This is a genomic window from Desertivirga arenae, assembly GCF_017355785.1.
Lineage (GTDB): Bacteria > Bacteroidota > Bacteroidia > Sphingobacteriales > Sphingobacteriaceae > Desertivirga > Desertivirga arenae.
Genome location: NZ_JAFEWE010000001.1, coordinates 763,316 through 776,405, shown reverse-complemented (window position 1 = coordinate 776,405; position 13,090 = coordinate 763,316). Strand labels below are relative to the sequence as shown.

The 13,090-nt window shown below is 40.3% G+C and carries 11 protein-coding genes; 5 read left to right on the top strand and 6 right to left on the bottom strand.

Annotated elements, in window-relative coordinates:
- Window positions 1-58: 58 nt before the first annotated feature.
- Window positions 59-1,042 (top strand): cation diffusion facilitator family transporter, encoded by a 984-nt coding sequence (locus J4N24_RS03015; protein WP_369806190.1) that lies wholly within the window; start codon window positions 59-61, stop codon window positions 1,040-1,042.
- Here J4N24_RS03015 and J4N24_RS03010 read toward each other — a convergent pair.
- The 5 genes from J4N24_RS03010 to J4N24_RS02990 form a co-directional block, all read right to left on the bottom strand.
- Window positions 1,039-1,770 (bottom strand): DUF481 domain-containing protein, encoded by a 732-nt coding sequence (locus J4N24_RS03010; protein ID WP_207532145.1) that lies wholly within the window; start codon window positions 1,768-1,770, stop codon window positions 1,039-1,041. The two genes, J4N24_RS03015 and J4N24_RS03010, sit on opposite strands and share 4 nt — an antisense overlap.
- Before the next feature lie 449 nt (window positions 1,771-2,219).
- Window positions 2,220-4,574, bottom strand: coding sequence for a PAS domain S-box protein (locus J4N24_RS03005; RefSeq protein WP_207532144.1), 2,355 nt, complete (start codon window positions 4,572-4,574; stop codon window positions 2,220-2,222).
- A 285-nt stretch (window positions 4,575-4,859) separates the two neighbouring features.
- Window positions 4,860-5,849: a Gfo/Idh/MocA family protein gene (locus J4N24_RS03000; protein ID WP_207532143.1), complete on the bottom strand. Its 990-nt coding sequence runs from the start codon at window positions 5,847-5,849 to the stop codon at window positions 4,860-4,862.
- A 1-nt stretch (window position 5,850) separates the two neighbouring features.
- Complete coding sequence (locus J4N24_RS02995) at window positions 5,851-6,768, bottom strand: alpha/beta hydrolase (protein WP_207532142.1); 918 nt, start codon at window positions 6,766-6,768, stop codon at window positions 5,851-5,853.
- A 45-nt stretch (window positions 6,769-6,813) separates the two neighbouring features.
- Window positions 6,814-8,031, bottom strand: a complete 1,218-nt coding sequence (locus J4N24_RS02990; protein WP_207532141.1) for a family 1 glycosylhydrolase — start codon at window positions 8,029-8,031, stop codon at window positions 6,814-6,816.
- A gap of 259 nt (window positions 8,032-8,290) precedes the next feature.
- Here J4N24_RS02990 and J4N24_RS02985 point away from each other — a divergent pair, with 259 nt between their 5' ends.
- From J4N24_RS02985 to J4N24_RS02970, 4 genes are all read left to right on the top strand, one after another.
- A complete protein-coding gene (locus J4N24_RS02985) occupies window positions 8,291-8,794 on the top strand; it encodes a hypothetical protein (protein WP_207532140.1) in 504 nt (167 codons plus the stop codon).
- A 131-nt stretch (window positions 8,795-8,925) separates the two neighbouring features.
- Window positions 8,926-10,044: an MraY family glycosyltransferase gene (locus J4N24_RS02980; RefSeq protein ID WP_242691479.1), complete on the top strand. Its 1,119-nt coding sequence runs from the start codon at window positions 8,926-8,928 to the stop codon at window positions 10,042-10,044.
- A gap of 36 nt (window positions 10,045-10,080) precedes the next feature.
- The gene (locus tag J4N24_RS02975; protein WP_207532139.1) at window positions 10,081-10,896 is read left to right on the top strand and encodes an alpha/beta fold hydrolase; all 816 of its coding nucleotides are present in this window, start codon (window positions 10,081-10,083) and stop codon (window positions 10,894-10,896) included.
- A gap of 19 nt (window positions 10,897-10,915) precedes the next feature.
- Window positions 10,916-11,974, top strand: a complete 1,059-nt coding sequence (locus J4N24_RS02970; RefSeq protein WP_207532138.1) for a DNA topoisomerase IB — start codon at window positions 10,916-10,918, stop codon at window positions 11,972-11,974.
- A gap of 148 nt (window positions 11,975-12,122) precedes the next feature.
- Here the strand turns inward: J4N24_RS02970 and J4N24_RS02965 are convergent, their stop codons facing one another.
- Window positions 12,123-13,031, bottom strand: a complete 909-nt coding sequence (locus J4N24_RS02965; RefSeq protein ID WP_207532137.1) for a hypothetical protein — start codon at window positions 13,029-13,031, stop codon at window positions 12,123-12,125.
- Window positions 13,032-13,090 lie beyond the last annotated feature (59 nt).

Genomic DNA, 13,090 nt, shown 5'->3' with positions numbered 1-13,090 from the left:
AATCAAGATGAAGTTTGGAAACTATTATCTTTTACTTTTGTACCCTAATTTAATGGGTTTGCAATCTCAGAAGAAGATCATACTATTTGCGCTTAGTCTAAGCATTTTGTTAATGCTTGGTAAATTCACAGCGTTTTTTATTACCCAGTCAAATGCCATTCTCACCGACGCGGCAGAAAGTATAGTGAATGTGCTGGCAAGTGCTTTTGCATTTTACAGCATTTATCTTTCCTCACAGCCAAAAGATGTTAACCATCCCTATGGGCACGGTAAAGTGGAGTTTTTCTCGATGTTTGTTGAAGGAATACTCATATTGCTTGCCGGCGTTCTTATTCTTTTTAAATCAGGGTATAATCTATTTTTTCCGACAGAAGTAAAAGACCTCTTTGATGGTACCATCATCATAGCGATTACTGGCCTCTTAAATTATGGTATGGGGTTTTATATGGTAAAGCAATCGAAGAAGCTGAATTCATTAACTCTTTTCGCAGATGGTAAACATCTTCAGACGGATGCTTACAGTAGTGCGGGACTCGTTATCGGTTTGTTGCTAATCTACTTTACTGGCATTTATTATCTGGACAGCATATTGTCAATTATAATGGGACTGTACATTATTTATTCAGGATATAAGCTGGTAAGGAAATCTGTAGGGGGACTTATGGATGAATCGGATCTGGTGAAAGTGGAGCAAGTGGTTGAGATACTAAATTCGAACAGACATAACAGCTGGATAGATATTCATAACCTTCGAACCCAAACGTATGGACATGAACTACATATTGATTGTCATGTTACGTTACCATACTACTTCGAACTAAATAAGGTTCACGATGAGATCTCCGAGATCGATACGCTAATCAACAGGAAGGGACTTCACACGGAGTTCTTTATTCATACCGATCCTTGTTTGCCGCAGTGTTGCCATTACTGCCGTATGCCCCAATGCCCAGTCAGATCAGAGGTTCAGACGAAAGACATTGCATGGACGGTAGAAAATGTAACACGGAACTTCAAGCACTATCACTATACGAAAGATTAAAAGTATAGGTCAGCTTTAAATCCGTAGCTCAATAACAGGTTCTGCCGATCTGTCTTAGCAATATCGTTGTACTTGATATTGGTATTCAGGCTCAACCATCTATTAATTTTAAATGAAAGGGATGAAGACGTCCGGATAATATAGTCTTCCTTATAATTAAGAGAATTCTGAAGGAAACCAATTCCATCTATCACTACAGCATTGCCCAAGCTAAACTTGAAGTAAAGCCGAAGTGAATTCCGGTAGGTTTGATAACTCTCTGAAGTAGTATCAGACAATCTGATCTTACTGGCTTCGTACAGGATACCATTGCTCAGGTTCAACTGGTTCTTCCCATCATCAAAGAAGGTGTAGGCAAACCCCAGTCCTGTTTGCATCTGATTAATGATCTTCAGGGAATAGCTGGTAGTATAATTACCAAGTCCCCAATAGTAAAAGCCGGTCTTTTTCTGATTAAGGTTAAAATCCAGACTCGTGGTATAATCATTATTAGTCAGTTTCTGATCCTGTTTTCCAAAAAGCCAGGAATTGTTGAAGTTGAGGCTCACTTTGCGATCTCTAACTCCAAATTTTAAACCGTTATTTAGTAAATATGAATCAGCAGTGTTGGTCTTGTTTATATTTCCAGTTCCAGTAAAACCGAGATAATAGTGCGTGCTATCCGTAAATTGTGCAAAGGCTTGCACGAAAAGTAAGAGAAAGGCTGTAGTGATCCAATATTTTCCCATAGCGGTGGCAAAGGTAAAATAAAACATTAACGAGCGGAACCGGCCTGGGACGGATAAAAATAAAGACAAAAAAACCCGTGCTATGAGAGCACGGGTTAACTAACCAATTATAATATATAAGTGTGAGATATTATAAAATATAAACCATTAGAATTTAGAAAAACTTCCTGTACTATGAGAGTAAAGTACTTGTCTAAACCCTTATCACAATATATTGGTACAATGTTACAACATCTAACTGACTTTTTAAACTTTTTAGTCAATTTTTAACATTCTTTAACAGAATATTTAAAAAAAAGGAGATAGCTTTTAAGCTATCTCCTCAAACCTTAATCAATCTCACTAACTCGAACTATGAAAAACCTTATTTCTATAAATACGCTCACGTTTACGAGAACGAAGTTGAAGAGTTACGCCTGTTTATATATCTTTACAAAAATGTTTTATTATCAGTCTTTTAAAAAGTAGATTCTGAAAGTGGAGCCTTCTCCTGGGATACTTTCAACTTCTACTTTTCCTCCAAGAGTTTCAGCCTGTGTTTTAACCAGGTTCAATCCCATACCTTTACCCGGAATATCCTTAGTATGGAAACGGCTGTATAAACCAAAAATCTCTGAGCGATGTTTCTCCAGATCTATCCCGATCCCGTTATCACTAACGCTTAAACAAATCCAGTTGTCTACATAATGGGTACTTATATGAATTTCTGATGCTCGTTCGGGATTTCGGTATTTTATAGCGTTAGTAATAAGATTATATAAAATGCTGTAAAAATAGCTCTTTACACTCTTGAAATTATTTACTGCACTGAAGTCGCAGACGATTAAGGTGCCTGATTCTTCTATTTCCTGTGCGAGCGAGGATTTTACCAGTTCTACCTCTTCTTCTATTATTATATTTTCTTTGATGTTCACACCAAGATCCTGAAAAGAAACAATGGTAGTCAGGTCTTTAACCACATTATCAAGACTCGTAGCTTCATTAGCAATATACTCGATAAGTTTCGTGTTTTGATCATCATCGAAAGGAGCCATTTTTATAAGGGATGCTAATCCCAGGATCTTATTGATTGGCGAACGCAGGTTATGAGATACGATATACGAAAATTGCTTAAGGTTTATATTCTTTTCGATAAGGTCCTGGGTCATGCGCTCCCGCTCTTCCTCGGCCTTTTTTCTTTCGCTGATGTCTTCATATATTCCCAAAATTCCATATACATTTCTGTTGCTATCAGTAAGTGGAAGTTTTGTTGTATCAGCCCAAATCATCTCACCGGAGGCTTGGGTCTGCGTTTCAATAAAATGGATCTTTGGTACTCCGGAAGAAATTACTTCAGCATCGTCAACTCTGTACTTATCCGCCTCCTCTTTATTCCATGGGAATTCATAATCAGTTTTTCCAACAACATCATCAATTGAAGAAAAACCAGCAGCCCTTGCAAAGACGGTATTGCAGCCCAGGTACCGGCTCTCCTTGTCTTTCCAGAAGATCGCCTGCGGTATTGAATTCAACACATGGGAAAGCATAGCCTCTTTCTTTTGAAGAGCTTCTTCAATGGCTACTCTATTAGAAATATCAAGACCTGTACCTACAACGCAAGTTTTTCCATCAAAAATAATTGTTCTGGCAGTGAATAGGTAGGGAACTTTTACTTTTTCTTTAGTATAGAAAAAGGCCTCTAAGGAAGATTCACCTTTCTCAAAGGCATCATTGATCGCTGTTTTAAGTGAGGGTTTGTCTTCTTCGGAGAAGAAGTCAAGCGGTTGCATCGTGGCAATTTCTTCCGCATCAAAGCCCGAAACTAATTCGAAGTTCTTATTCCACTTAAGGAAATTCCCGCCGCGGTCAAAGAAGTAGAAGATACCGGGCAAACTATTAACGATAGATTCTGAAAGGATTTTTTGCCTTAGAGTTTCATTCTCTGCGCGTTTCCTTGCAGTAATATCGTTAACAATACCATCTACCCTTGTTAGTACCCCATTAACCAAAACCGGAATAGCTTTAACCTCAATCCACCTTAGGCCTCCGTTTTTATGGAAGATTCTATATTCGGTAAGGGTCTGATTGCCTGCTTCTAATTGAATGTCGTCTGCATATACTCTTTCTCTATCCTCCGGGTGGATCACTTCTGCCCATAATTGCGGGTTAGAAAAAAACTCTTCAGAGGTGTAACCGTAAATTTTAGGACAGCCAGCCGAAAGCTGGATGTACTTTTGATTTACTATATCCTTTGAATAAAATCCTTCGTTTATAGAGTTGAAAAGATGAGTGATCTCGCGGTTGAGTTGCTCCAATCGCTTCTGGGTCTGGAGTTGTTGTCTTGCAGCAATCGAAATAGTCTCGTTGCAAATTACAAGGATCCCTGACACCAGTCCCTTTTCGTCTTTAATAGGACTTAAGTGGTAGGTTAACAGGATGTCATCAGACGTGTTAAGCCGGTGAACTGCTTCGTTAGGAAGTGTTTTGTTGATTCCTTGCCGTGTTGCCTCAAGTTCAGGCGAAATAAATTTCCAGCTATCGCCCCAAATATCTTCCCCTGTTTTTCCCATTGCATAAGGGTGTAATCCCAGCGCTTGCAAGGCAGGTATATAAGCGTCGTTATAAAAGAGGATGTTGTTCTCTCCCCAAAATAAAAACATAGGGGTGTTTGAGTTCAGCAACAAACTTAAAGAAAAGCAAAGACTGGAGGGCCATTCAGAAAAATCCCCGGGCAAAACGTGCTGCCAGACACCAGAGCGTATTAACTCTCCAGTCTCACCACCACCTTTTAAGAATTCCGGAACCTTTATTGAATTTTCCCCCATTTAACAAAAGAATATGCTGCTTTACGATGTCTGTTGCCAAGCCCCTCATTTGTACAAAAATATCACATACCTCGTCCGCAACTTAAACGTAAACGAAGTTTAAAAGTTGCCCTTTTCAGGTCATATCTTCCTATTGGACAAAGCAAAATTCTGTTTTGCAATAAATTATAATTTTCACAAGTAGGTACAGGCAGATAAAATTTGGGTTTGATTGAAGTGGTAGATGCTTAAATAAGAAAGCTACCTCAAGGCAGGCCTTGCTCAGCAGCTTTCTTTATTTCAATATTACAATTTTTCTGGCTCTTTACAAAAACTGTCCATTATTTTCATAACTTCTATTCCTTCCGAAGCCGGACATGGATTTTCACCCTGGCCCAAAAAATAATTAACCACCATTTGTATCATTGGCTGCTGAATGTGTTGAGGGGGCTGAATTTCAAATCGCTCTTCCTTACCTCCCCTGCTGAGGGTGTAAAACTGATTGAAAACCGCGAAGCTGATCTTTCCTTCTGATCCGACTATCTCTACGAGATCAGTTTTTTCTTCTGGTGAGACGGTGAAGCACCAGGTTCCATTAAAGATAATCTTGTTCTCGAAAAGAATCTCCCCCGTCACCAGGTCATCGGCTTTATAATAACCTCCCTGATTAACTGCAAAGCCCTGGTAATGCACTGCCTTGCCAAAGAAGTAAAGCATCAGATCAATCTGATGTGGAGCAAGGTCATGAAATAATCCTCCTCCGGAAACCTCGGGATTTACTCTCCAGTTATCATCAGTTTTAGTTATAAGGTCGGACTGATGGGGTTGGAACATCTTCAGATTTACAAATCTAACCTGCCCGATAGCTCCCGTATCAAGTAATTCCTTAATCTTTATGAATAAAGGAAGTCCGCGACGATAGTGGGCTACCGTTAGCAATGTATCAGAAGCTTTTTCTGCCTCTGCCATCCGGATTGCCGATCCTGTATTCATTGTCATCGGCTTTTCTACATATACCGGTTTTCCCGCTTTCAAAGCCTCCAGTGTATACTCTTCGTGATTTAGTGGAGGGGTGGCAATGTATATGGCATTTACTTCAGGGTCGTTAATTAGCTCGGAAGCTTCGGTATACCACTTCTTTACCTGGTGCCGTTTAGCATAATCTTCAGCTTTAGAAGCGTTCCGTCTCATCACGGCTACCAGCTCTGAATTTTCAGCCTTGCTGAAACCAGGGCCGCTTTTTACCTCGGTAACATCACCACATCCGATGATGCCCCATTTAATCGTGTTAGTCATTTTATTTCTTTATAAAGCCTAATCCTTTCAACCAATTCTCTACCCGGTCGGTCCAATGGTCAGGCGCCCGATCCTGCGCTAGTCCAAACCCATGCCCTCCTTTAGGATAGATATGCATTTCTGCAGAAACATTATTTTGCAATAGGGCTTCGTAGAACCGTATGCTGTTCTGAACTTTTACCGTTTTATCATCTCCCGCATGAATAAGCATGGTAGGAGGGGTCTGGGGACTTACCTGAAGCTCATTTGAATAAAGTCGGGTTAGTTCTGCTGAAGGAGAAGTGCCAATCAAGTTATCCCTTGATCCTTTATGCATCAGCGTTTCAGACAGACTAATCACGGGGTATACCAAGACCATGAAGTCTGGCCTGAGATTTATATTTTCTTTATTGTCAATTACAGCCTTATTGAAATGAGTTCCGGCAGTAGAGGCAAGGTGGCCACCAGCTGAAAACCCTACTATACCCACTTTTCCTGTATCAATTCCCCACTCCCTTGCCCTGCTTCTAACCGTTTTAATAGCTTGTTGAGCATCCTGCAACGGACCAACTGATTTATCCGGCATTGTTTTGTCTGAAGGAAGGCGATATTTGAGAACGAAAGCAGCAATGCCCATTTTATTGAATTCAGCTGCGATGTTAGTTCCTTCGTGGCTGTACGACAGATGGCGATAACCTCCGCCAGGTATGATAACTACGGCAGCTCCCATAGATTTATTTTTTTTAGGAAGAAAGATCTCCAAACCAGGTTTAGAGACCTTTTCGTAACGAACCTGTCCGGTATTGTTTATATTTTTCAGCTCCTCATCCGGGCCTTCAATGGCATTGGGGATTTTGCCGGGATAAAGAGGGATTACAGTCTGAGAACTGGCATTCATAAAAATTGCGGTAAAAAGCGCAATAACAAATGATTTTTGCATTGACGTGTTTTTACCGCAATAATACAGAATTAGCTGCGATCTTATCTATTTGTAGTAGCCTGATCTGAAAGTAAGTACGTAACTTTCATGTTCAAGAGCATCCTTCCAGGTATGTATTAAGTGTTTATAGGCTTCACCGACAGGTCGTATCTTCCGGTCAAGGTCGTAAAGTCCCAGGGAATTTACATTTCCAGCGTCATTCCTCAATGCCGAATCCCAGTCAACCTGATCCGTTAAGCTGTACCAGGTAAAGCCACAGATTGGAATCCCATCCCTTTTCAGGCGTCGAACGTTAGCGAACTGGGTTTGAAGCCAGCGTAAGGCATGCGCTTCAGAAATATTGGTTTCCGTATGCATCACTGGAAGTTTGTAGCGGGTATAATATTGGTGGGTGATCACATAGTACCCAAAAATTTCACCTGCTGCAGAGGTGCTTCCGTTTTCATGTACCATATGTTCGTTGGTAATGTAGTAGTCATTACCCATGATACAATTTCCCTTAATAATATTATTTTCAAACCAATGATATTCCTGTTTTGTCATCCCGTTTTCGATCAGGTATTCGTACATGACCACAGATATAGGATAACCATAGCTCAGGTCCAGGGAGAGGAAACGTTTTTGATTAAGGAAACCAGCCAGAGCGTCGCAATCAGGGGTTTCAGGATGGAAGTATTCAGAGGATTCACTTTGAATAAAGGTGGCATTTGGCTGCACCTCCAAAATAGCATTCATCGCCAATACATTTGCCTTACACAAGTTGGTTAGCGCTCGTACAAAGGATCGGTCGTCCGTTTTACACTCATTCCACCAGCCGTACTGCCCGGAGAACATTGCTGCCACAAAGATTTCGTTAACCGGTGTGTAAAATTGGATCCAGGGATATCTCTTTGCAAACTCCCTTGCGTACTCGGCGAAGTAATGCGGCCAGTCGGTATTCTGAAAATCACCGATAAAATCGGGCACACCGAAATGGCAAAGGTCAACAAGCGGAACAATATTTTGTTCCTTCAGGTAATTGAAGGTTTCATCACAGAAAGCCCAATCATATTGTCCCGGCCCCACGTGCGTGGTATGCAACGGTGCACCGTACCTCAAAAATTCGATTCCCATCTCCTTCACGAGATTGAAATCCTCCTTCCAGTATTTGTAGTGTCCGCATTTCTCCATCTCATCCACTCTCTTGCGTGACCCGTCGGGCAGAGTTATCATGGGATAACTATTTTCAATTCCCGTGGCGAACATGAATTTGTTTCTTCTCATAGGGTTGATTAGTGTTCATTCAATAGTTTACTTACAATGAGTTCGAGTAATTTGTTTTGAATGTATTTGTAGAATACGACGTGTGGATGTGTGGAATTTCTACCCGGGTGTGGAAATAAAAACCGGGGAAAATAAATTGTAGAATTATGGAATTAGCTGAAACCGAAAGTTTTATTTCAAGTATAAGTGCCTGTTGATGTTTTTTTAGGAATAGGAAACTCTTTTCGCGACGTGGCTTTGTTTTTGCAATAGAAATGTCATGATGAGAAAACTACTGTTAGTAATTCTGCTTCTAAATTGCCTCTCAACAACAAAAGCACAATCTCTAAATTGGTTTGTTTCTGCTCATGTAGGTACAAGTAACTACAAAACGGCCAGTATGAACGGCGCGGTGATGGGTGGGTTTAAGAACGAGATGGGACAGCAAGTTTCTATTGGACCTGTTGTTAAAGGGTATATGCTTAACGGCATTGTAAAGAATCAGGTTGGTGCAAGGCTTTATGCCCAGATGAATCTAAGCGGTAGGATCGATGCTTATATTCAGTGTGATGCCTCAGATGCCAGACAGTTTCAGATCGCTCAGGTGAAATCACCAGTACGTCTTGAAACAGGAATGGGCCTGAACTTTATGATAAAGGATAATATAGGAGTAGGATGTGGTTACACTTTTGGAGAAATTAATCCGGTAACTAATCAACGTTTAAGTAGTCCTTCTCTGAAATTAGTATATGTATTACCCTTCTTATCGAATTCAAGATGGTAGTTTGGAGATCTAAAACGACGTCAATATTATCATAAACGAACTCTTTTAATAGAATTTGCGCTTTTGATATTGTTAATCCCAATGAATTAATAATAGGCTTGCCTATGTTAATTTTTTTTGTCAATATTGCAATGAAATTAAAAGTTATGCTTCAATTGGTAAATCTACCTCAGCCTATTTTCTATCTGGCAGTCACATTGATCGCATTTGTCCTTGTTTTAATAGCTATTCCATCTATTATCCATGTTGCTAATCACCGGTCTTTGTTTGACGATATCGATGTAGAAAGAAAGGAGCATAAAAAAGGAATTCCGCGTTTAGGAGGCGTTGCAATCTTCTGCAGCTTTATGATCACCGCTTTGCTTGTTGCTAACGGAGGGGTGTCGAAAGAGTTTAGTTTATTGCTTGCCTGCTGTATGATCCTGTTTGCTGTAGGATTAAAGGACGATCTTTGGGGAGTGAATCCAAGTACCAAATTTGGAATGCAATTCCTTATTTCAAGTATCATGGTCCTTCTGGGAAATGTTCGCTTAACCAGTTTGTATGGGATCTTTAATGTTTACGATATCCCTTACGGAGTAAGCATTTTTCTTTCCATGCTTATCATTACTTTCGTTATCAATGCGTTTAATCTGATTGATGGTATTGACGGGCTGGCCGGAGTAACGGGTGTGGTGGTTAATCTTACATTGGGTTTGATGTTTGCCGATATGGAACAGACCACTCTAGCTTGTCTGGCCTTTTCAATTGCAGGTTCATGTATTGGTTTCCTTCGTTTTAATATAACCCCTGCACGAATCTTTATGGGTGACACTGGTTCACTCATGATAGGTTTTCTGTCAGTTATCCTTGCTATTAAATTTATTGAATTAAATAAAATTGGAGGAAATCATCCGATTTTCTACGGCTCGGCACCCTCTATAGCAGTTGCAGTTCTTATAGGACCAATATTCGATGCCATTAGGGTATTCGTCCTTCGTACAATAAAAAGCGGATCACCCTTCGTGGCCGACCGTAATCATGTACATCATCGAATGCTTCATATAGGGTTTAATCACATTCAGAGTACTTTTATTTTGATGAGCTTTAACCTTCTAATGATCTATGTGGCCTTGTCTTTCAGATCTTTAGGTAATTTCGTTCTGATCGGTATCCTGTTCCTTATCTGTCTGATATTTAATAATCTGTTAACATTCTTTATCCGTTCCAAAAAGCGCAAGAGCTATAGTATCGTTAATTTTCTTTGGTAAGGAAACACAGTCTGAGTATTTTTCTGTTGTTTACAGATGATTGAAGAAAGAAGGATACAGATTGAGGATCGGGAGATCTTTTACCTGAAGAAAGCTGGTGTTAGTGCCAAAGCAACACTTATTTTCATTCATGGCTTTCCTTTCAGCTCTGCCATGTGGAGGGAGCAGCTTGAAATTCTTCCTGATGGTATAGAGGCTTTCGCAGCAGATGTCCGCGGTTTTGGAAAAAGTACTACATCTCATTCGTTTTTTTCTGTTGATCTTTTTGCGAGAGACCTTTATGCTTTCCTGAACGCCCTCCAGTTACATCAAGTGATCTTATGCGGACTTTCTATGGGTGGATATATTTCGCTTAGAGCAGCACAAATTGATAAAAGCAGGATCAAGGGCCTCATACTATGTGATACCAATTGTATTGCCGATACTGACGAGTCGAAGTTAAAGCGCTTTGCTACTATCGATCTGGTTGCATCCGGCAAGAAAAATGAGTTTGCCGAAAGTTTCCTTAAGAATTTATTTGCTCAGTCTTCTTTCGAAAAAAAGAATCCGGGAATAGAACTGATTCGAAGCATTATTTTAAGTACTGCAGGTTCTTCCATCTGTGGAACCCAGCTTGCTCTTGCTTCCAGAACAGATACTTCAGCCGTACTTTCCGAAATAACCGTTCCTGCTTTAATTATACGCGGTGAACATGATAAAGTAATGACGCCTGCACAGGCAGTTCAATTACAGGAAGGTATAAGAAGATCTGAATTAGTGATCGTTCCAGAGGCTGGTCATATGTCTAATCTCGAAAACCCTGAGGTGTTTAACTCAAGTCTGCTTAACTTCCTCTCCAAACATTTCGGCTAGATATTGTTTTTATTGAGCAATGACGGATATAGAAGAATTGCTCGAGGAGAATAATCTGGTTTATCTTACTGATTCCACACCTGGGATTACCAGAGAGGTAACACAAGAAGGTTTTGTTTATTTTAAAAAGGGACAGCCGATTACCGATCAGAAGACGCTGGACAGAATTAAAAGGCTTGTTTTGCCACCGGCGTGGACAAATGTTTGGATTGCTCCCAAAGCGAATGCCCATCTACAGGCAACAGGAACAGACGCTGCCGGGAGGAAGCAGTACCGCTACCATAATGACTGGGCAAAATCACGCAACGAGAATAAGTTTTACAGGATGGTTGAATTTGGTAAGAAATTACCTGAGTTCAGGAAAAACCTTCTGAAGGATTTGAAAAGGGCAAATTTTGATGACCGAAAGGTTCTGGCGATCTCTGTAAGCCTGATGGAGAAGACTCTTATCCGTGTCGGTAATGAGTCGTACAAGCAATTATATGGTTCGTACGGGTTAAGTACATTAAGAGATAAGCATGTAAAGATTGAGGGGAGTAATATGAAGCTCTCCTTTATTGGCAAGAAAGGTGTAAAGCACGAGATCAATCTGACAGATCGCAATCTGGCCAAGCTGGTGAAGAAATGCAGGGATATTCCCGGCCAGGAACTTTTTCAGTATTACACCGCTGATGGCGAGCGACGATCCATCGACTCGGGAATGGTTAACCGTTATATTAAGGAAATAACAGATTGCGACTTTACCGCTAAGGATTTCCGGACCTGGTATGGTACCCTGGAAGGATTGAAGTGTTACGCTATTTATGAACCCGCGGAAAGTGAATCCAAGCGAAAGAAGATCACTAATGCGGTTTTAGATGAAGTAGCCGCAAGACTGGGAAATACGAGGGCGGTCTGCAAAAAATACTATGTTTTCCCTTCCCTGATTGAAGCCTTTGAGCGGGGGGATCTTTATCCTTACCTCAAAAAAGTAGAAAATATCACGCCTAAAGTTACAGACGTAGCATTAAACACCAACGAAAAGATATTATTAAAGTTTCTTAAGGACGAACGAAAGAGGAAAGACAAAGCCGCTTAGATTGGATAGGGGAATCTCTCCCCTTTGAAAGAACGGACCATGAAGCTCATCGAAACAACCTATTAAGGACGAGTTTCTATTTATTTCCATAAATGCCGAAGTTAGAGCGGGTATGAAATTATGCATACCTAAATAAGCCTTTGGACCCTTAAGGAATTAACCTCGGCGATTTACTCTTTGCCGGACTTTTCGGATTATTATACAGATTATCGTTTTCCGAAGGTGCATTCTTCAACGGAAGGTCAGCAACATAACGCCATCTACCATTAAATAACTTTAATCCATCATAAGAAAGATCGGGACCATAAAGCTCAGGCTTATCCTTTAATTTAGGGTCGGGCGCTGCAAGATGATCAAATACAATAGTTCCTTCCTGAGGATTGTAATTTAAGATCATAGAAGCCTGGCGTGAATATTCAAAAATAATTCTGTTTTTGCCTGCATAATCTTTATTGCCATCGAATACTGGCAATCCAAAGTAGGCTTTATTATTCTTGAAATAAAGAATCTCAATCACTTTCTTTGTCGATTTCGGCGTATTTCCTTTCCATCCCAAAAGGACATAATATGGCTGGCGGGAACTATTCACCACCGGTATTATTTTGTAATACTGGCATCCATACCACTTCTCGTTAGTAAGCACAGTATCTTGCGGTTTTTTAATAGCAGTCGTATTGTCAACTAAAGGAAAGAGCTTTAATCCCTGAGCGCTGTTCATCTGGACCGTACCGTAATAGCGGTAACTTCCATCATCGTTCATAACATGCCAGGTAAATGTCCTAAACTTGTTATCAGGAGATTTTTGGATCGTCACAGTCTTAAGAGAGTCAAAGCTATAGTTGAATGAGCCCGTAACCTTTAATGCTTTAACAAGTAGCTTTACCATTTTGTAAGTAGCATTATAACGTTCAGCCTCATTGGTGTTGTTGATGGTTTCCTTTCCAAGCAAAACAAGCGAATCCTGGTAGCTATCCAATTGCTGTCTCCCAGAACCCTGTGCCTTAAGGTTTAAAGACAGGGAAACAAAGAGTATGATGTATAATAATTTACTGATCATTCTTATCTATTGACTTCTGATACGTTTAGCAACAATAATATTAATTCTTTGATTGTTTT

What these genes read in the sequence shown, in the direction of transcription:
- J4N24_RS03010 (WP_207532145.1), bottom strand. Translation starts at nt 1,770, where the DNA reads ATGGGAAAATATTGGATCACTACAGCCTTTCTCTTACTTTTCGTGCAA.
- J4N24_RS03005 (WP_207532144.1), bottom strand. Translation starts at nt 4,574, where the DNA reads ATGGGGGAAAATTCAATAAAGGTTCCGGAATTCTTAAAAGGTGGTGGT.
- J4N24_RS03000 (WP_207532143.1), bottom strand. Translation starts at nt 5,849, where the DNA reads ATGACTAACACGATTAAATGGGGCATCATCGGATGTGGTGATGTTACC.
- J4N24_RS02995 (WP_207532142.1), bottom strand. Translation starts at nt 6,768, where the DNA reads ATGCAAAAATCATTTGTTATTGCGCTTTTTACCGCAATTTTTATGAAT.
- J4N24_RS02990 (WP_207532141.1), bottom strand. Translation starts at nt 8,031, where the DNA reads ATGAGAAGAAACAAATTCATGTTCGCCACGGGAATTGAAAATAGTTAT.
- J4N24_RS02985 (WP_207532140.1), top strand. Translation starts at nt 8,291, where the DNA reads ATGATGAGAAAACTACTGTTAGTAATTCTGCTTCTAAATTGCCTCTCA.
- J4N24_RS02980 (WP_242691479.1), top strand. Translation starts at nt 8,926, where the DNA reads ATGAAATTAAAAGTTATGCTTCAATTGGTAAATCTACCTCAGCCTATT.
- J4N24_RS02975 (WP_207532139.1), top strand. Translation starts at nt 10,081, where the DNA reads ATGATTGAAGAAAGAAGGATACAGATTGAGGATCGGGAGATCTTTTAC.
- J4N24_RS02970 (WP_207532138.1), top strand. Translation starts at nt 10,916, where the DNA reads ATGACGGATATAGAAGAATTGCTCGAGGAGAATAATCTGGTTTATCTT.
- J4N24_RS02965 (WP_207532137.1), bottom strand. Translation starts at nt 13,031, where the DNA reads ATGATCAGTAAATTATTATACATCATACTCTTTGTTTCCCTGTCTTTA.